The 20,598-nt window shown below is 71.6% G+C and carries 20 protein-coding genes; 15 read left to right on the forward strand and 5 right to left on the reverse strand.

What is annotated here, in order from left to right; all coding sequences use genetic code 11:
* Window positions 1–36 precede the first annotated feature (36 nt).
* Genes yjgA through RTA_RS13680 form a run of 3 tightly spaced genes read left to right on the forward strand, consistent with a single transcriptional unit; the run spans window position 37 to window position 2,550 of the window.
* Window positions 37–696 (forward strand): ribosome biogenesis factor YjgA, encoded by a 660-nt coding sequence (gene yjgA, locus RTA_RS13670; protein ID WP_013902004.1) that lies wholly within the window; start codon window positions 37–39, stop codon window positions 694–696.
* A complete protein-coding gene (gene mog / locus RTA_RS13675) occupies window positions 689–1,291 on the forward strand; it encodes a molybdopterin adenylyltransferase (protein ID WP_013902005.1) in 603 nt (200 codons plus the stop codon). The genes yjgA and mog overlap by 8 nt, the downstream gene beginning before the upstream one ends.
* Complete coding sequence (locus RTA_RS13680; protein ID WP_013902006.1) at window positions 1,288–2,550, forward strand: amidase; 1,263 nt, start codon at window positions 1,288–1,290, stop codon at window positions 2,548–2,550. Before mog ends, RTA_RS13680 begins: the two co-directional genes overlap by 4 nt.
* 18 nt (window positions 2,551–2,568) lie before the next feature.
* On the opposite strand, the gene RTA_RS13685 is transcribed toward RTA_RS13680, so the two are convergent.
* Window positions 2,569–3,492 carry a LysR family transcriptional regulator gene (locus RTA_RS13685; protein WP_013902007.1) on the reverse strand — a complete coding sequence of 308 codons (924 nt, stop codon included), beginning with the start codon at window positions 3,490–3,492 and terminating at the stop codon, window positions 2,569–2,571.
* A 113-nt stretch (window positions 3,493–3,605) separates the two neighbouring features.
* Here RTA_RS13685 and RTA_RS13690 point away from each other — a divergent pair, with 113 nt between their 5' ends.
* Both RTA_RS13690 and RTA_RS13695 read left to right on the forward strand, forming a co-directional pair.
* Complete coding sequence (locus RTA_RS13690; RefSeq protein WP_013902008.1) at window positions 3,606–4,490, forward strand: NmrA family NAD(P)-binding protein; 885 nt, start codon at window positions 3,606–3,608, stop codon at window positions 4,488–4,490.
* Window positions 4,487–5,026, forward strand: a complete 540-nt coding sequence (locus RTA_RS13695) for a cupin domain-containing protein (RefSeq protein ID WP_013902009.1) — start codon at window positions 4,487–4,489, stop codon at window positions 5,024–5,026. Before RTA_RS13690 ends, RTA_RS13695 begins: the two co-directional genes overlap by 4 nt.
* A gap of 24 nt (window positions 5,027–5,050) precedes the next feature.
* Here RTA_RS13695 and cysE read toward each other — a convergent pair whose 3' ends face one another.
* Together cysE and RTA_RS13705 are read right to left on the reverse strand one after the other, a co-directional pair.
* Window positions 5,051–5,824, reverse strand: coding sequence for a serine O-acetyltransferase (gene cysE, locus RTA_RS13700; RefSeq protein WP_013902010.1), 774 nt, complete (start codon window positions 5,822–5,824; stop codon window positions 5,051–5,053).
* 32 nt (window positions 5,825–5,856) lie between these two features.
* Window positions 5,857–6,591 (reverse strand): RNA methyltransferase, encoded by a 735-nt coding sequence (locus RTA_RS13705; protein WP_013902011.1) that lies wholly within the window; start codon window positions 6,589–6,591, stop codon window positions 5,857–5,859.
* Between the two features lie 100 nt (window positions 6,592–6,691).
* On the opposite strand from RTA_RS13705, the gene RTA_RS13710 reads away from it, so the two are divergent.
* A complete protein-coding gene (locus RTA_RS13710) occupies window positions 6,692–7,594 on the forward strand; it encodes an inositol monophosphatase family protein (RefSeq protein ID WP_013902012.1) in 903 nt (300 codons plus the stop codon).
* A 14-nt stretch (window positions 7,595–7,608) separates the two neighbouring features.
* A complete protein-coding gene (locus tag RTA_RS13715) occupies window positions 7,609–8,691 on the forward strand; it encodes a mechanosensitive ion channel family protein (RefSeq protein ID WP_013902013.1) in 1,083 nt (360 codons plus the stop codon).
* On the opposite strand, the gene RTA_RS13720 is transcribed toward RTA_RS13715, so the two are convergent.
* The gene (locus RTA_RS13720; protein WP_013902014.1) at window positions 8,676–9,821 is read right to left on the reverse strand and encodes an HPP family protein; all 1,146 of its coding nucleotides are present in this window, start codon (window positions 9,819–9,821) and stop codon (window positions 8,676–8,678) included. The two genes, RTA_RS13715 and RTA_RS13720, sit on opposite strands and share 16 nt — an antisense overlap.
* Window positions 9,822–9,875: 54 nt before the next feature.
* On the opposite strand from RTA_RS13720, the gene RTA_RS13725 reads away from it, so the two are divergent.
* The 7 genes from RTA_RS13725 (at window position 9,876) to RTA_RS13755 (ending at window position 19,190) form a co-directional block, all read left to right on the forward strand.
* Window positions 9,876–11,387 (forward strand): ATP-binding protein, encoded by a 1,512-nt coding sequence (locus RTA_RS13725; protein ID WP_081466278.1) that lies wholly within the window; start codon window positions 9,876–9,878, stop codon window positions 11,385–11,387.
* Window positions 11,384–12,070, forward strand: a complete 687-nt coding sequence (locus RTA_RS13730) for a response regulator (RefSeq protein WP_013902016.1) — start codon at window positions 11,384–11,386, stop codon at window positions 12,068–12,070. The genes RTA_RS13725 and RTA_RS13730 overlap by 4 nt, the downstream gene beginning before the upstream one ends.
* A gap of 76 nt (window positions 12,071–12,146) precedes the next feature.
* Complete coding sequence (locus RTA_RS13735; RefSeq protein WP_013902017.1) at window positions 12,147–14,042, forward strand: potassium transporter Kup; 1,896 nt, start codon at window positions 12,147–12,149, stop codon at window positions 14,040–14,042.
* 47 nt (window positions 14,043–14,089) lie between these two features.
* Complete coding sequence (gene mutS / locus RTA_RS13740) at window positions 14,090–16,696, forward strand: DNA mismatch repair protein MutS (RefSeq protein WP_013902018.1); 2,607 nt, start codon at window positions 14,090–14,092, stop codon at window positions 16,694–16,696.
* Window positions 16,693–17,520 carry a proteasome-type protease gene (locus tag RTA_RS13745; RefSeq protein ID WP_013902019.1) on the forward strand — a complete coding sequence of 276 codons (828 nt, stop codon included), beginning with the start codon at window positions 16,693–16,695 and terminating at the stop codon, window positions 17,518–17,520. The genes mutS and RTA_RS13745 overlap by 4 nt, the downstream gene beginning before the upstream one ends.
* 13 nt (window positions 17,521–17,533) lie before the next feature.
* Window positions 17,534–18,331 (forward strand): alpha/beta hydrolase, encoded by a 798-nt coding sequence (locus RTA_RS13750; RefSeq protein ID WP_013902020.1) that lies wholly within the window; start codon window positions 17,534–17,536, stop codon window positions 18,329–18,331.
* A gap of 82 nt (window positions 18,332–18,413) precedes the next feature.
* Window positions 18,414–19,190, forward strand: a complete 777-nt coding sequence (locus tag RTA_RS13755; RefSeq protein WP_013902021.1) for an esterase/lipase family protein — start codon at window positions 18,414–18,416, stop codon at window positions 19,188–19,190.
* Here RTA_RS13755 and RTA_RS13760 read toward each other — a convergent pair.
* Entirely contained in the window at window positions 19,153–19,977 is an 825-nt protein-coding gene (locus RTA_RS13760) for an undecaprenyl-diphosphate phosphatase (protein ID WP_013902022.1), read from the reverse strand. The genes RTA_RS13755 and RTA_RS13760 overlap by 38 nt on opposite strands.
* A gap of 197 nt (window positions 19,978–20,174) precedes the next feature.
* Between RTA_RS13760 and RTA_RS13765 the strand changes: the two genes are divergently transcribed.
* On the forward strand, window positions 20,175–20,588 hold the full coding sequence (locus RTA_RS13765) for a DUF2306 domain-containing protein (protein WP_013902023.1): 414 nt from the start codon (window positions 20,175–20,177) through the stop codon (window positions 20,586–20,588).
* The last annotated feature ends 10 nt before the right edge of the window (window positions 20,589–20,598 follow it).

Below are 20,598 nucleotides of genomic sequence, written 5' to 3' on the forward strand. Positions count from 1 at the left end.
CATTCGTGCAGCCCCTGCGCGGGCCTTCCATCCCCCATGCCACGCAAACCCAAAAAAGGCTACTTCGTGCGCGGCCAGTTCGTGGCCGAAGGCAGCGAGCTGGACCTGCAGCTCAAGGCCGAGCTCAAGGGCAGCGAGATCAGCAAGACCGACCTCAAGCGCGAGAGCACCGAGCTGCAGAAGCTGGGCGAGGCGCTGCTGGAGCTGCGCCCTGTCCTGATGGAGCGCCTGCAGCTGCCCGACAAGCTGCTCGACGCGCTGGACGAGGTGCGCCGCATCAGCAACTTCGAGGGCCGGCGCCGCCAGATGCAGTACATCGGCAAGCTGATGCGCGGGCTGGACGAGGACCTGCTCGCGGCCGTGCGGGCCGCGCTGGACGAGCAGCACCAGGGCTCGGCGCGCGAGACGCTGGCCCTGCACGAGGCCGAGCGCTGGCGCGATGCGCTGATCGAGCGCGACGAGGCCGTGGGCGAGTGGCTGCAGCTGCACCCCGCGACCGACGCGCAGCAGCTGCGCGCGCTGGTGCGCCAGGCCCGCAAGGACCGCGGGCCGGCCGATGCCGACGCGGTCTCGCGCGGGCTGGCGCCGCGCCAGGGCCGGGCCTATCGCGAGATCTTCCAGCTGGTGCGCCAGCAGCTGGCCGGCGCCGGCGACACCCCCGTGGACGAAGACACCCAGGAGGACACCCATGAATGAGGCATTCGACCCCGTGCGCGTCGGCATCGTGTCCATCAGCGACCGCGCCTCCAGCGGCGTCTACGAGGACAAGGGCCTGCCCGCGCTGAAGGACTGGCTCGCGCGCGCGCTGCGCAACCCCCTCGCATTCGAGGCGCGCCTGATCCCCGACGAGAAGGAGCGCATCAGCGCCACCCTGGTCGAGCTGGTCGATGCCGGCTGCGCGCTGGTGCTCACCACCGGCGGCACCGGGCCGGCCCCGCGCGACGTGACGCCGGAGGCCACGCTGGCCGTGGCGGACAAGGAGATGCCCGGCTTCGGCGAGCAGATGCGCCAGATCAGCCTGAGGTTCGTGCCCACGGCCATCCTGTCGCGGCAGGTCGCGGTGGTCCGCGGCCGCAGCCTGATCATCAACCTGCCCGGCCAGCCCAAGTCCATCCAGGAAACCCTGGAAGGCCTGAAGGACGCGCAGGGCCAGCCGGTGGTGCCCGGCATCTTCGCCGCCGTGCCCTACTGCATCGACCTGATCGGCGGCCCCTACCTGGAAACCGACGACGCCGTGTGCAAGGCGTTCCGGCCCAAGTCCGCGGTCCGCGCGAAAGGAGCGCCGGCATGAACCGCGAGCAGACCTTTGCCCACCTGGAACGCACGCTGGACGACATCGCGCGGCGCGATGCCGGTATCGGCGCCTTCGTCGCCCTGCATGACCGCACCGGCCTGCAGGTCGAGCTGGACCGCGCGCTGGCCGGCGGCGGCGCGCTGGGCGGCCTGCCGGTGGCGGTCAAGGACATCTTCGACACCGCGCACCTGCCCACGGCCTACGGCTCGGCCCTGTTCAACGGGCACCGTCCGCGCTTCGATGCCGCCATGGTGCAGGCCATCCGCCGCGCCGGCGGCGTGGTGGTCGGCAAGAGCAGCAGCACCGAGTTCGCCTTCCTGCACCCGGCCGCCACCCGCAACCCGCGCTCGGCCGGCCACACGCCCGGCGGCTCCTCGGCCGGCTCGGCGGCCGCCGTTGCAGCGGGCCTGGTTCCGCTGGCCGTCGGCACGCAGACCGGCGGCTCGGTGATCCGCCCGGCGTCCTACTGCGGCGTGGCAGGCTTCAAGCCCAGCTTCGCAGTACTGCCCACGGCAGGCCTCAAGCCCTTCTCCTGGTCGCTGGACACGGTGGGGCTGTTCGCGCCCACGGTGGCCGAGCTGGCCCGCGGCGCGCAGGCCATCGCCGGCCAGCCCTGGGCCGACCAGGCCGGGCTGGGTACCGGCGCCAGCGCCGCGTCCAACGGCGGCGCGCTGCGCTTCGGCTTCGTCGACCGCTTCCCCTGGGGCGAGACCACGCCGAGCGCGGCGCAAGCGCTCAACCAGGGCCGCAGCGCGCTGCAGGCTGCCGGCGCCACGATGCACGACGTCGCCCTGCCCGGCTGGATGGCCGAGGTGTTCCATGCGCACGACGCGGTGCAGGGCTGGGAGGCCGCCCGGGCCCTGGCCGACGAATACGAGTTCCATGCGGACGCGCTGTCGCCGGTGCTGCGCGACTACCTGGCGTCGGCGCGCGCGGTCAGCGATGCCGCCTACCACCAGGCCCAGCAGTCGACCGGCGTGGGCCGGCGCACGGCACTGACGCTGTTCGACAGCGTGGACGTGCTGGTCACGCCCAGCGCGCCCGACGAGCCGCCGCCCCTGTCGGCCGCGTCCACCGGCTCCTCCAGCTTCAACCGGGCCTGGACCCTGCTGGGCCTGCCCTGCCTGAACGTGGCGGGCGGAACGGGGGTGAAGGGGCTGCCCATGGGGCTGCAGGTGATCGCGCCGCCGCGGCGCGATGCGCTGTGCCTGCGGGCGGGCGACGTGCTGGAGCGGGCGCTGGCGGCCTCGCGCTGAGGGCGGGGGCTTCTCTTCTCAAGTCGCAGCGCCGGCATCTCCGGCGCTGCCAAGCGGGCCGCCGCGTCCCAGGTGCGCGACCAGGGAGTCGATGAACACGCGCACCTTGGCCGACAGGCTGCGGTGGCTCGGGTACAGGGCGTGCACGTCCACCGAGCTGCAGTCGAACGCCGGCAGCACGCGCAGCAGCCGTCCGGCCGCGATCTCGGCTTCCGCATGGAAGTCCGGCAACAGGCCGATGCCGGCGTGCCCCACCAGCATGGTGCGCACGACATCCGGCTCGGGAACCACGGTGCCGGCCTCGAATTCGATGTCGTGCAGCGCGCCGCCTGCCTTGCGGAACGCCCACCGCTGGCGCCGGTCGGCATGGGCAATCAGGCGGTGCTGCAGCAGATCCGTCGGTTGCTCGATGGCCGGGCCGTTCGCCAGGTAGCGCGGGCTGGCACACGGCCATAAGCTGAAACTGGCAAGCCGACGCGCGATCAATTCGGAGTCGGGCAGCGGGCCGATCCGGATGGCGATGTCCGCCTCCTCCGCCAGCAGATCGATCTGGCGGTTGCTGACGCTGAGCACCACCCGCACCTCGGGGTAGCGCAACACGAAGCCCGGCAGCATGGACGCCAAGGGCCCGGCGGCGAAGGTGAACGGCACGCTGACCCGCAGGTCGCCGCGCGGCTTGCCCACCAGGCCGCCGATCGCATTCTCTGCCTCGCCGACATCGTCCAGGATGCGGCGGGCATGCCGCTGCAGCAGATGGCCCGCGTCGGTCAGCCGCAGGTGGCGCGTCGACCGCTCGACCAGCGCGGCGCCCACCGACGCTTCCAGCTTTGCCAGCGAGCGACTGAGCGACGACTTGGGCAACCCGAGCGCGCGCGCAGCGCCGGAGATGCTGCCGAGATCGGCAATGCGCGAGAAGGCACGCAGTTCATGGAGTTCAAGCATGGCGGGAGGCACCTCCAGGCGTTCCAATATTGGAACGGTTCGTCCAACATTACACGTCTAGTCGATAACGGTGGAACGCCCTAGATTGGAATCACCCCAACCAAGGACTTCCCATGACCCAAACTGTTCTGATCGTCGGTGCGACCGGCATGCTCGGCCGTCGCATTGCCCATCATCTCGTCAGAAGCCCGCAGGCGCGCGTGCGCCTGCTGGTGCGAGACCCTCACGGCAAGAAGGAGGTGCTGGACCCACTCGCGGCCAAGGGCGCCGAGGTGGTCGCGGGCGACCTCTCCGATGCCGCTTCGCTCGACCGTGCGACTCGTGGCGTCGACGTCATCGTCTCGGCCGTCCAGGGCGGGCCCGAAGTCATCGTTGAGGGCCAGGTCAGGCTGGCGGAGATCGGCAAGCGCAACGCCGTGCGGCGCATCCTGCCGTCCGACTACGCGCTCGACCTGTTCAAGGCCACACCCGGCGAGCACACGATGTTCGACATGCGGGCGCAGGCCGATGCCCGCATCGCCGAGACCGGCCTGGAGCAGGTCAACGTGCTCCAGGGCGGGTTCATGGAGCTGTTCATGCCGGGCAAGGGCGCTATCGACCTGGAGGCGGGCACGGTGAGCTTCTTCGGCGACGGCCACCGCCCGGTCGAGGTGACCAGTGTCGAGGACACCGCGCGGATGGTGGCCCGGGCCGCGCTCGACCGGGCGCTTGCCGCAGGGAAGTTCGCCTTTGCCGGCGACCGCGTCTCGTTTCGCCAAGCGGGCGAAATCGTCGCCCGACAGTCCGGCCGCCCGATCAGGCCCGTCTCGCTCGGCTCGGAGGCGGACCTGCGCGCCCTGATGGCCCAGGCCGACCCGCACCAGCAGGTGATGCTCGCCTACCTGCTGTACATGACCAATGGGCAGACCGCGCTGACCGGCTTGCAGAACGACCGCTACGGCGACCTCAAGCTCCAAGGTTTCGCTGATTTCGTTGCACGCCAAGGAGAACGGTCATGACGTACACGCCTGAGCTGCCCGCCGTTCCCGGCTCCCTCGCATTCGTCCGCAACGTCGACACCGCGCCGGCCTACTGGTGGCTCGACATCCTGTGGGTGGTGCTGGCCGACGGCGCCGACACGGGCGGGCGCTACTCGCTGATGCACGAGACCTTGCCCAAGGGCGCGGGCGCGCCTCCCCACAAGCACACCTGGTCGGACGAGCATTTCTACATGGTCGAGGGCGAGATCACTTTCCTCGTCGGCGAGGACATCAAGGTGGCCCATCGAGGCGACTTCGTCTTCGTGCCGCGCAACACGCGCCATGCCTTTCGTGTGGACAGCGAGACGGCGGTGTTCCTCAACGGCTACACGCCGGCCGGCCTGGAACTGGCCGTGATCGAGAACGCCATGCCCGCGCCCGAGCGTGTCATTCCGCCCAAAGGCGCCACGCCCCCGCCGGGCCTGACTGCGGAGCAGTACCGGCGCTATGGCATGGACAACACGCCAGGCCCCAACCCCTTCGCCGCCGATGCACACCCGGGAGGCGCCGCATGACGATCCAGGCCAACTGCCTCGATCCTACTTGCCGACCAACTGGGTCAGCTTGTCGGCCTCGAAGCTTTCCTTGAGGGCCGCGTCCTGCGGCACGCAGCCCTCGGTGCGCCGGACGTCCGACAGCTTCTCCACCGCCTGCCACAGCAGCGCGATCTGGTGCTCCTGCGAGGAGGCGTTGTCGATCAGGCCGCGCATGGCCTGCGACAGCGGGTCGTCGCTGGCCGTGACGCCATAGGCCGAGAAGCCCATCTTGCTGGCCGCCTCCTCGCGCCGCGCCGAGTCCTCGGCCTGGATGATGCGCGCCGGGATGCCCACGGCCGTGGCGCCGGCCGGCACCGGCTTGGTCACCACTGCGTTGGAGCCCACCGCGGCGTTGTCGCCCACGGTGAAGCCGCCCAGCACCTTGGCGCCGGCGCCCACCACCACGTTGCGGCCCAGGGTCGGGTGCCGCTTGGCGCCCTTGGTCAGCGAGGTGCCGCCCAGGGTGACGCCCTGGTAGATGGTGCAGCCGTCGCCGATCTCGGCGGTCTCGCCGATGACGACGCCCATGCCATGGTCGATGAACACGCCATCGCCGATCTTCGCGCCGGGGTGGATCTCGACCCCGGTGAGCCAGCGCGAGACCAGCGAGATGAAGCGTGCCAGCCAGCGCAGGCCGCGCATCCACAGCCAGTGCGAGGCGCGGTGCATCATCAGCGCGTGCAGGCCGGGGTAGCAGGTCACCACCTCCCAGGTGCTGCGCGCGGCGGGGTCGCGGTCGAGGATGCACTGGATGTCGGAGCGCAGGCGGCTGAACATGGGCGGTCGTTCTATCGTTCTGACGGTCCAGTCTAAGGCTTGCGTCCGGCGGCTGCTTGCGACATCGCCTTGGCGACACCACGCAGGATGTGGATTTCCTCGGCCGTCGGTTGCGCGCGGTTGAACAGCTGGTTCAGGCGCGGCATCAGCTTCTTGGGCGAGCCCGGGTCGAGGAAGCCGATGTCCACCAGGGCCCGCTCCCAGTGCGCCAGCATGCCGGCCACGGCCTGCGCGTCGGCCGGCGCCGCCTCGGCCGCCGCCGGCTGCACCGCATAGCCGCCCAGCGCCTGGCGCCATTCGTAGGCGATGACCTGGATCGCAGCGGCCAAGTTCAGCGAGCCGAAGGCCGGGTTGGCGGGGATGGAGAGGGCCACGTGGCAGCGGTAGACGTCCTCGTTGCTCATGCCGAAGCGCTCCGGGCCGAACAGGAAGGCCACGCCCTGCGGCGGCGGCGACGACGCGGCCAGCCGTGCCAGGTGCTCGCGCGGCGCGCGCGTGGGCGGGCCGAAGTCGCGCGGCGTCATCGCGGTCGCGCACAGGTGGCTCACGCCGTCGAGCGCATCGTCCAGCGTGGCCACGATGCGGGCCTTCTCCAGCACGTCCAGGGCGCCGCTGGCGCGCTGGATGCACTCCTCGCGGTGGAGTACGTTGTCCCAGCGCGGGGCCACCAGCACCAGCTCGTCGAAGCCCATCACCTTGAGGGCGCGCGCGGCCGCGCCGACGTTGCCCGCATGGCTGGTCTGGATGAGGATGAAACGCGTCTTCACACACGGAAAAGTAGAATCGCGCTATTGTCGCTGTCCGCATCGCCGGGCGGCCCGCCCCGCCTTCGCAGCACGCAAGGCGCGTTCTTCGCCTTAACAATCCATGTCGTCCAACCTGCACCCCATGCTCAACGTGGCCATCAAGGCCGCACGCGCCGCCGGCGCCATCATCAACCGCGCCGCCCTCGACGTCGAGTCGGTGCGCATCTCGCAGAAGCAGGTGAACGACTTCGTGACCGAGGTGGACCATGCCAGCGAGGCGGCGGTCATCGAGACGCTGCTGACGGCCTACCCCGACCACGCCATCTGGGCCGAGGAATCGGGCAAGACGCACGGCAAGCAGGGCTCCGACTTCGTCTGGGTCATCGACCCGCTGGACGGCACCACCAACTTCATCCACGGCTTCCCGGTCTACTGCGTCAGCATCGCGCTGCTGGTCAGGGGCCGCGTCGAGCAGGCCGTCATCTACGACCCCACGCGCAACGACCTGTTCACCGCCACGCGCGGCCGCGGCGCCTACCTCAACGAGCGGCGCATCCGCGTGAGCAAGCGCACCGACCTGCGCCAGTGCCTGATCGCCACCGGCTTCCCGTTCCGCCCCGGCGACAACTTCAACAACTACCTGCGCATGATGGCCGAGGTGATGCAGCGCACCGCCGGCATGCGCCGCCCCGGCGCCGCCGCGCTGGACCTGGCCTACGTCGCCGCCGGCTTCACCGACGGCTTCTTCGAGACCGGCCTGTCGCCCTGGGACGTGGCGGCCGGCTCGCTGCTGGTGACCGAGGCCGGCGGGCTGATCGGCAACTTCACCGGGGAGTCCGACTTCCTCGAGCAGAAGGAATGCGTGGCCGGCAACCCGCGCGTCTACGGGCAGCTGGTGGCCATGCTCTCCAAGTACAGCAAGTTCGCCAGCGCCGGCGAGAAGGCCCAGGTGCGCCAGGCGGCCGCCGCCGACCTGGTGGCGCCGGACACCCGGCCATCGGCCACGCTGGACGACGGGCAGTAGGCGCCGGCTCGCGCATGGTGCCCGAGCTGCTCCAGAACCGACCCTGGACCGCGATCGCGCTGCTGGCGCTGCTGGCCGTGCTGGGGGCGATCGTGCTGCACCACGCGGGCCGCGCGGTGCTGGGCCGGGCCAGCCGGGGGGCGCCGGTCATCCACTCCGTCCTCAGCGCCGTCGACAAGCCGGCCGGCGCAGCCCTGCCGCTGATCGCGCTGCAGGTGGTCTGGCAGATCGCGCCCAACTCGCTGGAGCTGATCGACGGCGTGCGCCACGTCAACGCGCTGCTGCTGATCGCCGCGCTCACCTGGTGGCTGATGTCCCTGATCTCGGGCTTCGCCGAAGGCGTGATCGCGCATCACCCGGTCACCGAGGAGGACAACCTGCAGGCGCGGCGCATCCACACCCAGGCCCGCGTGCTCTCGCGCTCGGCCCAATCGGTGGTGCTGGTCGCGGGCGCGGCCATGGCGCTCATGACCTTTCCCGGCGCGCGCCAGGTCGGCGCCAGCCTGCTGGCCTCGGCCGGCGTGCTGGGCATCGTGGCCGGCCTGGCCGCGCGGCCGGTCTTCGCCAACCTGATCTCCGGCCTGCAGCTGGCGCTGGCGCAGCCGATCCGGCTGGACGACGTGCTCATCGTCAAGGGCGAATGGGGCCGGGTCGAGGAGATCACCGGCACCTACGTGGTGCTGCGCATCTGGGACGACCGGCGGATGATCATCCCGCTGCAGTGGTTCATCGAGAACACCTTCGAGAACTGGACCCGCAACACCTCGCAGCTGCTGGGGCTGGTGGTGCTGCACCTGGACTACACCACGCCCATGGACGTGCTGCGCGGCCAGGCCAGGAAGGTGGTGGAGGCGGCCCCCGAGTGGGACAAGCGCGTGTTCGCGGTGCAGGTGCAGGAGGCCACCGAGCGCGCGATGCAGGTGCGCGTGCTGGTCTCGGCCGCCAACGCCGGCAAGCTGTGGGACCTGCGCTGCCGCGTGCGCGAGGACCTGCTCACCTTCCTGGCGCGCGAGTACCCGCACTGCCTGCCGCGGGTGCGCACCGAGACCGACGACGATGCCGCCGGCGGAAGCCGCGGCGCTCAGGCCGAGGGCTGAACCGCCCGGTACAGGGCCCGCACCAGGTCGGTCTGGGTGATGATGCCCGCCAGCCGCTGCTCGCCGTCGATGATGGGGATGTGGTGGTGCCCGCCCTCGGAGAACAGCGGGATCAGCTCGCTGAGCAGGCGGTCCTGGCTGGCCACGCGCACCTGCCGCGTCATGATCTGCCCCACCACCTCGGGCCGGCCGGAATGCGTCAGGCCGCTGGCGCGCAGCAGCGCGCGCAGGCGCTCGCCCAGGCCCTCGTGCCGGTCCAGGTCGGCATGCCGCATGAAGTCGGCCAGCGTCACGATGCCCACGATGCGCCGGGTCGGGTCCACCACCGGCAGGGCCTTGATGCGCCGCTGCCGCATCAGCCACCAGGCCTCGGCCAGCGGGGCGCCGAAGGACACGGCCAGCGGCTCGCGGGTCATCACGTCGGCGCAGCGCAGCTCGCCCAGGGTGCGCTGGTAGGCCGCGGCCTCGGCCTGCGCCAGCAGCGCCTGCAGGTCGTCGCGCGGGACGTCCAGCACCTGGTTGTAGCGGGCCAGCGCGGCGTCCAGGTCAGCCGCGCTGAAGCGGCTGCGCGGCTGCCCGCCGGCCGGCGGCAGCTGGGCGTGCGGATAGGCGCGCCCGGTGCGGCTGTTGTAGAGCATGCCGGCGGCCACCAGCAGCAGCGAGTTGACCAGCACCGGGAACAGTGCATGGCGGAAGGCGGTGGTGCCGGTCAGCACCATCAGCAGCGCCGAGGCGCCGCCGGGCGGGTGCAGGCAGCGCAGCGCCAGCATGACGGCGATGGCTCCCGCCACCGACACGCCGGCGGCCATGGCCGCGTCGGGCAGCAGGCGGGCGCAGGCGATGCCCACCAGGGCCGAGACGGTGTTGCCGCCCACCACCGCCCAGGGCTGGGCCAGCGGGCTGGCGGGCACGCCGAACACCAGCACGGCGGAAGCGCCCAGCGGCGCCACCAGCCAGGCGCCCGCGGGCGAGGTGCCGGCCAGCCAGCGGCTGGCCCAGGCGGCCAGCAGCATGCCCAGCGCGGCGCCGGCCACCATGCGCCAGCGCTCGCGCGTGTCGATGGCCACGGGGGCCGGCCACAAGTGCGACAGCCAGGCGCGCAACGGGGCGGGAAGACGGGAGGCGGTCATGCGAGGCGAAAACGGCAAAGCTGCGCATTCTGCCAAGGGCTACCATGCGCCGGCATGAACACGCGGCCACCGGCCCCTTTGCAGTCGCTCGGCAGATTCGCCTGGGTTGCGGCGTGGGTGCCCGCGGCAGCGGCAACGGCGGCCAGCGCGGTGCTGGATCCGGCCATGTCTGTGGCCGGTCTGGCCATGGTCTATCTGGTGGCGGCAGTGGCCGGGGCCGTGGTGCTGGCGATGGGGCCGGCCGCCCTGGCCGCCCTGCTCTGCGTCGTGGCGCTCAACTACTTCTTCGTGCCGCCGCGGCGCTCGCTGTCCGTGGACGGCCCGGAGTACTGGTGGCTGCTCGCTTCCCTGCTGGGCCTGACGCTGGGCTTGAACGCACTCGTCGCCCGCCTGCGCGAGCGCAGGCAGCAGGCGGAGCGCGGACAGGTGCAAGCCGCTGAGCTGCATGCGCTGGGCGAAGCGATGGCGCTCACCCGCGACCACCACGCGATGGCGCGGGCCGCTGCGGCCTTTCTGCATGGCACGCTGGACCTGCCGTGTGCGGTGTTCCTGACCCAGGACACGGAGGGCGCACTCACGCGGGAAGCCGCGCCCGCCGACGGTGCGTTCCAGCGGCAGCCAGCCGAATGGGCCATCGCGAACGGCCGGCCGCTGGGCCGGGGCTGCCTGGACTGGCCCGAACTGCCCCTGTGGTGCGCGCCGTTTTCCCGGCACCGGCCGGCGGGCGCCGTCCAGCTGCTGCTGCCCGCGCGAGCGGCGCCTCCGGCGGACACGGTGGCGCACTGGCACGCGCTCGCGCGCCAGGTCGGGTTGGCGGTGGAGCGCGAGCGCGCGGCGGCGGCCGCGGCGCGGGCCGAGCAGGCTGCCAGCGCCGAGGCGGCGCGCAATACGCTGCTCGCGTCGCTCTCGCACGACCTGCGCACGCCGCTGGCCGGCATCGTCGGCACGGCCAGCCTGCTGCGTATCCGCGGCGACGACATGCCGGGCCTGGAGCGCCAGCGCCTGCTGGGCAGCCTCGAAGACGAGGCGCTGGACATGGCGTCGATGGCCGACAACATCCTGCAGGTCGCCCGGCTGTCCCAGCCGCTGGCCCAGCTCGGCCTCCGGTGGGAGTCCATCGAGGACGTCCTGGGCGCGGCGGTGGCGCGGGTGCGCCGGCGCTGGCCCCAGGCATCCATCCAGCTGAGGGCGCCGCACGGGCTGCCGCCGGTGCAGGCCGAGGCCGGCCTGCTGGCGCAGGCCATCGCCAACCTGGTGGACAACGCGGTACGCCATGGCGGCTCGCCGCCACGCATCGCCGTCCAGCTCGGCAAGAGCCGTGAAGGTGTCTTCATCGCGGTGCGTGACCATGGCACGGGGCTGCCGCCGGGCGACCCGGCGAAGCTGTTCGCGCGCTGGCGCAGTGCGGCCGGCGGGCGCGCGGGCGGCACCGGCCTGGGCCTGGCGATCTGCCAACTGTGCGTGCAGGCGCATGGCGGGCGCATCACCGCGAAGCGCTGCGAGCCGGGCGCGGAGTTCCGTGTCGACCTGCCGGCCGCTGCAGTGCCGGTACAGGACCCAGCGTGAGCAAGGCCTCGGTGCTGGTCGTCGAGGACGAGCCGGCCATCGCCCGGTTCGTCTGCGCCAGCCTGAGCGCGGCCGGCTTGTTGCCGCGCCGGGTCGGAACGGTCGCCCAGGCCGAGGCGGAGCTGGCCGCCGCGCCGGCGGACCTGCTCCTGGTGGACCTCGGCCTGCCGGACGAAGACGGCGTCGCCTTCATTGCCCGGCTGCGGCAGACCAGCGGGGTGCCGGTGCTGGTGCTCTCGGCGCGCGCCCAGGAGCCGCAGAAGATCGAGGCGCTGGACGCCGGCGCCGACGACTACCTGGCCAAGCCTTTCGGCATGGGCGAGCTGCTGGCCCGCGTACGCGCCATGCTGCGCCGCGCCGCCGCCGCGCCACTGCCCGCGCCGGTGCTGCGGGTCGGCGAACTGGCCTTCGACCGAGGCTCGCGCGAGCTGCGCCTGCGTGGCGCGCCGATCCATCTCACACCGCGCGAGCTGCGCCTGTTCGAAGTGCTGGCGGCCGCCCAGGGGCGGGTCGTGACGCACCGGCAGCTGCTGGCGGCAGTGTGGGGCGCCGAGCAGGTGGACCAGCTGCATTACCTGCGCATCTACATGGGCCACCTGCGCGCCAAGCTGGAGGCCAACCCGGCCGAGCCGCGCTATCTGCTGACCGAGCTGGGGGCCGGCTACCGTCTTGCCGACGAGTAGACCGGGCGCGGGCCGTTTATGCATTTTTTATGCGGCCGGGGTGACAACCGGGGCTCCTCAACGATCGGGAGCCCGAATGTCCACCGCCACGCTGGCCACCGCGCCGCGCAAGCAGGCCACCGCCACCCTCGCCCTCGCCGCCCTCGGGGTGGTGTACGGCGACATCGGCACCAGCCCGCTCTACACCATCAAGACCATCTTCGATGCCGGCACCGGCGTCCCGCTCAACCCCGCCACCGTCGTGGGCGCGGTGTCGGTGGTGTTCTGGGCTCTCATGCTCGTGGTCACGCTCAAGTACGTGGTGCTGATCACGCGGGCGGACAACAAGGGCGAAGGCGGCATCATGGCCCTGCTGGCCCTGGCCTCGCGCACGGTGGCCGACCGGCCGGCGCTTCGCTCGCGGCTGCTGGTGCTGGGTGCGTTCGGCGCGTGCCTCTTCTACGGGGACGCGGTGCTGACGCCGGCCATCTCCGTGCTCAGCGCCGTCGAGGGCCTGGAAGTCGTCACGCCCACCCTCAAGCCGTGGGTGCTGCCAGCGTCGGTGGGCATCCTGGTGGCGCTATTCGCCGTCCAGAGCCGTGGCACGGCCGCCGTCGGGCGCTGGTTCGGCCCGGTGATCGTGCTGTGGTTCTCCACCTTGGCGGCCGTGGGGATGTGGCAGATCGCGCAAGCCCCCGAGATCCTCCAGGCGCTGGACCCGCGGCATGCGTGGCGCTTCCTGGCCGAGCGCGGCTGGGGGCTGTTCCTGGCCGTGGGGGCGGTGGTGCTGGCCATCACCGGCGCCGAAGCGCTGTACGCCGACATGGGCCACTTCGGCAAAGGCCCGATCCGGCTGGCCTGGAGCACGGTGGTGCTGCCGGCGCTGGCGCTCAACTACGCGGGCCAGGGGGCGCTGCTGCTGCGCGTACCCGCCGCGGCCTCCAACCCGTTCTACCTGAGCTTCCCGGAAGGCTTGCTGCTGCCGGCCGTCGCCCTGGCCACGGCCGCGACCATCATCGCCTCGCAGGCGGTGATCTCCGGCGCCTATTCGCTCACCCAGCAGGCCATGCAGCTGGGCTTCCTGCCCCGCATGACCATCGTCCATACCTCGGCGCATGAGCGCGGCCAGATCTACATCCCCGCCGTCAACGGCATCCTGCTCGTGGCGGTCGTGCTCGCCTGCCTGTTCTTCGGCACCTCGTCGTCCATGGCCTCGGCCTACGGCATCGCGGTCACCGGGACCATGCTCATCACGACGCTGCTGACTTACTTCGTGGTGCGCCGCAGCTGGGGCTACCCGGCGTGGGTGGCGATCGGCGCCACCGCCTTCTTCGTGGCGCTGGACACCCTGCTGCTGGCTTCGTGCTCGGTGAAGGTGCTCGAGGGCGGCTGGTTCCCGCTGGTCCTCGCCGCGGGGCTGCTGGCCGTCATGTCGGCCTGGAAGCGTGGCCGGGAACTGCTGTCCCGGGCCGTGCACGCCGACACGCTGACGCTGCCGGACTTCGTGGCCGGCCTGGACCCGGGCGACACCGTCGCCCGGGTGGACCGCACGGCCGTCTTCCTGTCGGCCGAACGTGCGCTGGTGCCGCAGGCCCTGCTGCACAACATCAAGCACAACCTGGTGCTGCACCGGCGTAACATCGTCCTGACCGTCGAATTCGCCGACGAACCCACCGTGGCGCCGGCGGATCGCCTGCGTGTGCGGGACGTCGGCCGTGGCTTCTGGCAGGCCGAGCTGCGCTTCGGTTTCACGGAACAGCCCAACGTGCCGCAGGCGCTCGAGCTGGCGGGCCGCCAGGGGCTGGACATCGATCCGTTCGACACCTCGTACTTCCTGAGCCGCGAGACCGTGGTGCCCCGGCCTTCGGCCACGATGTCGCGCTGGCGGCAGCACCTGTTCGAGACCTTGTCGCGCAATGCCGGGCGGGCCGTCGATTTCTTCGGTATCCCGGCCAACAGCGTGATCGAGCTGGGCACGCGGGTGCAGATCTAGCCGGCCGCGGCCGGGCCCGGCCGGCGGCGCGGGATAATCGCCGGCCGATGACCAGCGCCGCTGCCGAGTCCCCCGACCTGTCCGCCCACACGCCCATGATGGCCCAGTACCTGGCCATCAAGGCGCAGCACCCGCAGACGCTGGTGTTCTACCGCATGGGCGACTTCTACGAGCTGTTCTACCAGGACGCGGAGAAGGCGGCGCGCCTGCTGGACATCACGCTCACGCGGCGCGGCCAGTCGGCCGGCCAGCCGGTGACCATGGCCGGCGTGCCCTTCCACTCGGTGGAGACCTACCTGGCGCGCCTGATCAAGCTGGGCGAGTCGGTGGCCATCTGCGAGCAGGTGGGCGACGTGGGCGCGAGCAAGGGCCCTGTGGAGCGCAAGGTGGTGCGCGTGGTGACGCCCGGCACGCTGACCGACACCGAGCTGCTGAACGACAAGAGCGAGGCCCTGCTGCTGGCCGTGCACCAGGGCTCGCGGCATCGCCTGGGCCTGGCCTGGCTGAGCGTGACCCAGGGCGCGCTGCAGCTGGCCGAATGCGCCGGCGACGAGCTGGAGGCCTGGGTCACCCGCATCGCGCCCAGCGAGATCGTCTACAGCGCCGAGGTGACGCCGGCCTTCGAGCAGCGGCTCAAGGCGCTGCGGCCGGTCTCGCTCACCGTGCGCCCGGCCTTCCAGTTCGACGCCGGCCTGGGCCTGCGCAAACTGATGGAGCACCTCAACGCCGCCACGCTGGCGGCCTGGGGCGCCGAGGCGCTGGCGCAGGCACATGCCGCCGCCAGTGCGCTGCTGGCCTATGCCGAGCACACCCAGGGCCGCCAGCTCTCCCACGTGCACGACCTGCAGGTGCAGCGCGACGACGAGCTGATCGCCCTGCCGGTCACGACGCGGCGCAACCTGGAGCTGGTGCAGACACTGCGCGGCGAGGATTCGCCCACGCTCTTCTCCCTGCTGGACACCTGCATGACCGGCATGGGCAGCCGGGCGCTCAAATGCTGGCTGCTGGAGCCGCGGCGAGACCGCGGCCAGGCGACGGCCCGGCACGACGCCATCGCGCAGCTGCGCGAGCAAGGCCTGTTCGAGCGCCTGCGCGAGCGCCTCAAGGGCACCAGCGACATCGAGCGGATCACGGCGCGCATCGCCCTGCGCCAGGTGCGCCCGCGCGAGCTGGTGGGCCTGCGCCAGTCGCTGAACAAGGCCGAACAGCTGGCGCCTACCTTGGACGGCTTGCCGGCGCTGCTGGCGCAGGTCGCGGCGGACCTGGTGCCGCCGCCGGGCTGCGCCTCGCTGCTGCAGCAGGCCCTGCTGGACGAGCCCGCGGCCCTGGTGCGCGACGGCGGCGTGATCGCGGCCGGCTTCGACGCCGAGCTGGACGAGCTGCGCGCCATCCAGGACAACGCCGACGGCTTCCTGCTGGCGCTGGAAGCCCAGGAGCGCGCCCGCACCGGCATCGCCAACCTGCGGGTGCAGTTCAACCGGGTGCACGGCTTCTACATCGAGGTGAGCCAGGGCCAGCTGGACAAGGTGCCGGCCGACTACCGGCGCCGCCAGACGCTGAAGAACGCCGAGCGCTTCATCACGCCCGAGCTCAAGGCCTTCGAGGACAAGGCGCTGTCGGCGCAGGAGCGCGCCCTGGCGCGCGAGAAATGGCTGTACGAGCAATTGCTCGACCGGCTGCAGGCGCATGTGCCCGCCCTGGCCCGCCTGGCACGCGCCATCGCCTCGCTGGACGCTTTGTGCGCCCTGGCCGAGCGCTCGCTCACGCTGGGCTGGTGCCGCCCGCGGTTCATGAAGGAACCGGGCATCGAGATCGAGCGCGGCCGGCATCCGGTGGTGGAGGCGCGCCTGGCCGAGACCAGCAGCGGCGCCTTCATCGCCAACGACACGCGGCTGGGCCCGAAGCAGCGCATGCAGGTGATCACCGGCCCCAACATGGGCGGCAAGAGCACCTACATGCGCCAGGTGGCGCTGATCTGCCTGCTCGCGTCCATGGGCTCGTACGTGCCGGCGGCGGCCTGCCGCCTGGGCCCCATGGATGCCATCCACACCCGCATCGGCGCGGCCGACGACCTGGCCAACGCCCAGTCCACCTTCATGCTGGAGATGACTGAGGCGGCGCAGATCCTGCACGCCGCCACGCCGCAGTCGCTGGTGCTGATGGACGAGATCGGCCGCGGCACCTCCACCTTCGACGGCCTGGCGCTGGCCTCCGGCATCGCCGCGCACCTGCACGACAGGACCCAGGCCTTCACCCTGTTCGCCACCCACTACTTCGAGCTCACCGAGTTCCCGGCCCGGCACCACTGCGCGGTGAACATGCACGTGAGCGCGGCCGAGTCGGGCGGCGACGTCGTGTTCCTGCACGAGATCCAGCCCGGGCCGGCCAGCCGCAGCTACGGCATCCAGGTGGCGCGCCTGGCGGGCATGCCGGCGGCCGTGGTCAGGCACGCCGGCCATGCGCTGGCGGCGCTGGAGACGCAGCAGCAGCTCTCGCGCGAGCAGGTCGACCTGTTCGCGCCGCCGCCCGAGGCGGCCGCGCCCGCGACCAGCGCGGTCGAGGCGGCGCTGGCGGCCCTGGACCCGGATACCATGAGCCCGCGCGAGGCATTGGACGCGCTGTACCAACTGAAAAGAACAGGGAGCAAGCAATGACCTACTGCGTGGGCATCAAGCTCAACGCCGGCCTGGTGTTCCTGTCCGACTCGCGCACCAACGCGGGCGTGGACCACATCAGCACCTTCCGCAAGATGATCGTGTACGAGCGCCCCGGCGACCGCTTCATGGTGCTGCTGTCGGCGGGCAACCTCTCCATCTCGCAGTCGGTGCGCGAGATCCTGCAGGTCGAGCAGCTCAAGGACCCGGACGGCGGCGAAGCCATCACCATCTGGAACGCGCGCAGCATGTTCGACGCCGCCCGCGTGCTGGGCCAGGCGGTGCGCCGCGTGTACGACCGCGACGCCGAGTCGCTGCGCCATGCCGGCGTGGAGTTCAACGTCTCGCTGATCTTCGGCGGCCAGGTCCGCGGCGAGGGCATGCGCCTGTTCCACGTGTACTCGGCCGGCAACTTCATCGAGGCCACGCTGGAGACGCCCTACTTCCAGATCGGCGAGTCCAAGTACGGCAAGCCGGTGCTGGACCGCGTGATCACGCCCGACACGCCGCTGGACGAGGCCGCCAAGTGCGCCCTGGTGTCCATGGACTCGACCATGAAGTCCAACCTGTCGGTCGGACCGCCGCTGGACCTGGTGGTCTACGAGGCCGGCCGCTTCGAGACCGACCGGCTGGTGTGCATCGACATGGCCAACCCCTACTACCGCATGCTGCACAACAGCTGGGGCCAGAAGCTGCGCGAGGTGTTCGACAGCCTGGAGGACCCGGTCTGGGACGATGCCCACACCGACACGCCGCTGAAGGTGGCCGACGGCCGCGCGGCGCCCCTGCGCAAGATCACCCGCCCGGAGGAAAAGCTCATCTGAGCCGGATCGCGCGTTGAGCCTCGTCGTCTTCTCCCATGCCAACAGCTTCCCCGCGGGCACCTACGGCGTGCTGTTCAAGCACCTGCGCTCGCGCGGCTTCCTGGTGCGGGCCGTGGACAGGTTCGGCCACGACCCGCGCTACCCGGTCAGCGACAACTGGCCGCACCTGGTTTCGCAGCTGCACGACTTCGCCGGGCGCGAGGTGGACAAGGCCGGCGAGCCGGCCTTCCTGGTCGGCCACTCGCTGGGCGGCTTCCTGAGCCTGATGTGCGCGGCGCGGCACCCGCATCTGGCGCGCGGCGTGCTGCTGCTGGACTCGCCCCTGCTGGGCGGCTGGAAGGCGCGCGCCCTGGGCGCCGCAAAGAGCACGCAGCTGGTCGGCTCGATCTCGCCGGGCCGGGTGAGCCGCCGGCGCAAGAACCGCTGGCCCAGCCGCGAAGCCGCCTTCGAGCACTTCCGCCACAAGAAGGCCTTCGCCCACTGGGAGGAGCAGGTGCTCTACGACTACGTCACGCACTGCACCCACGACGATCGTGGTGAGCGCGTGCTCAGCTTCGACCGCGACGTCGAGACCGCGATCTACAACACCCTGCCGGACAACCTGGACCGCCTGCTCAAGCGGCATCCGCCGCAATGCCCGGTGGCCTTCATCGGCGGCCTGCAGTCCGAGGAGATGCGGCAGGTCGGCACGGCCATGACGCGGCAGGTGACCGAAGGCCGCATGACCCTGCTGGACGGCTCGCACCTGTTCCCCATGGAGAAGCCGCAGGCCACGGCCGCCGCCATCGAAGCCGCCCTGCTCGCGCTGTGAGGCACGGCTGTGGGATGTTGCAGCGCAGCATGGCTGTCCTCGTCCTACACGGCACAGCCATGTCAAGCCGCAGATTGAGGGCATGAGCAACACGCACCTGCTGTCCCCCTCGCCCGCCTACCCGGCGCCGCCCCTGTCCCTGCTGGCCATGGAGCCGCTGCGCGCCATGTTCGATTTCTGCGCCGCCAAGCTCGGCACCCATGCGCAACCCGTCGGCGACGGCCACCCGGTGGTCGTGTTCCCCGGCCTGGGCGGCGCGCCCTTCACCACCTCGCACCTGCGGCGCTTCCTGATGGCGTCGGGCTTCCACGCCCACTGCTGGGGCCGCGGCGTCAACACCGGGCCCGAGGGCCTGTTCGACGACTGGATGGCCGCCCTGGTGGACGACGTGCGCGCCCTGCACCGGCGCAGCGGCCGCGCCGTCAGCCTGGTCGGCTGGAGCCTGGGCGGCGTGTACGCGCGCGAGATCGCCAAGCTGGCGCCCCGGGCCGTGCGCCAGGTCATCACACTGGGCACGCCGTTCGCCGCGATGGGCGGCGGCGCCACCCACGCGGAAAGCCTGTACAAGCTGATGGGTGGCAACACCTCGCAGCTCACGCCGCAGCTGCAGGCGCGGCTGCGCCAGACGCCGCCGGTGCCCACCACCTCGGTCTACAGCAGGACCGACGGCGTGGTCAGCTGGCGCGGCTGCATCGAGAAGAAGGGCCCCGTCACCGAAAGCGTGGAGGTGTCGGCCAGCCACCTGGGCATGGCCACCAATCCCGAGGTGATGCGCCTCGTGGCCGACCGGCTGGCCCAGCCGGAGGGGCAGTGGCGCCCGCTCAGGCCGACCAGTCCACCCAGCCGGCCCACGAGGTGAGCAGCACCAGGATGCCGAAGGCGATGCGGTACCAGGCGAAGGGCGTGAAGCTGTTGCTGGAGATGTAGCGCAGCAGCCAGCGCACGCACAGCCAGGCGCTCAGGAACGAGAACAGCAGCCCGACCCCGAACATCGGGATGTCGGCCGCGCTCAGCAGGGCGCGCTGCCTGTACAGGCTGTACACGCCCGCGCCCACCAGGGTGGGGATGGCCAGGTAGAAGGAGAAGTCGGTCGCCGCCTTGCGCGACAGCCCCAGCAGCATGCCGCCGATGATGGTGGCGCCGCTGCGGCTGGTGCCGGGGATCATGGCGAAGCACTGCACCAGGCCGACCTTGAGCGCATCCTGCCAGCGCATCTGGTCGGCGTCGTGGATGCGCACCGCGTCCTGCGGCCGGCGCTCGGCCCACAGGATCACGAAGCCGCCCAGGATGAAGGTGGTGGCCACCACCGCCGGCGTGAACAGGTGGGCCTGGATCGCCTTGCCGAACGCCAGGCCCAGCAGCACGGCCGGCAGGAAGCCGATCGCCACGTTGGCGGCGAACTGCCGGGCCTGCCGCTCGGTTGGCAGCGCGGCCAGCGTGCCGCGGATCTTCTGCCAGTACACGATGATGACCGCCAGGATGGCGCCGGTCTGGATCGCGATCTCGAACACCTTGGCCTTGGCGTCGTGGAACCCCAGCAGGGCTCCGGCCAGGATCAGGTGGCCCGTGCTCGAGATCGGCAGGAACTCGGTCAGCCCCTCCACCACACCCATGATGGCGGCCTTGACCAGCAACACAACGTCCAACGCATCCCCTCTCGGTTTCGCAACCACTGCGAGCGGCGGATTATCACCGTGGGTCATCCATTCGCGGGCCGCCGGGCTGGCGTTTGGCGCCGCGCTGTCGGCATTTCGCGCCCTTGTCCTGCAATTCGTCGCAGGGCGGTGGCGCGCCCGGCCCGTGGCGCCCACAGTGCCTGCCGTCCACACCGCCGGAGGCCGCCATGCAGTTCACCCCCCTCATCGCCATCCACATGAGCGCCGCCCTGGCGGCCGTGGCCCTCGGCCCGGTCGCGCTGTGGGCCCGGCGCGGCCGCACCCAGCGCCCGCGCCTGCACCGCGCGGCCGGCTACGCCTGGGTCACGCTGATGGTGGCGGCCGCGCTCAGCGCAGTCTTCATCCGCGACTTCCGGCTGCCCAACATCGCCGGCTACACGCCCATCCACCTGCTGGTGCCGGCCACGCTGGGCAGCCTGGTCATCGCCTTCCGGCTGCTGGCGCGCGGCGACATCCGGGGCCACCGGCGCTGGATGCAGATCCTGTACGTCAGCGCCTGCCTGGTGGCCGGCGCCTTCACCCTGCTGCCCGGGCGCTACCTGGGCGACCTGGTGCTGGGCCGCTGGCTGGGCCTGGTGTGAGCCGGTGGGC

The organism is Ramlibacter tataouinensis TTB310, assembly GCF_000215705.1.
In the GTDB taxonomy this organism is placed as follows: Bacteria; Pseudomonadota; Gammaproteobacteria; order Burkholderiales; family Burkholderiaceae_C; genus Ramlibacter; species Ramlibacter tataouinensis.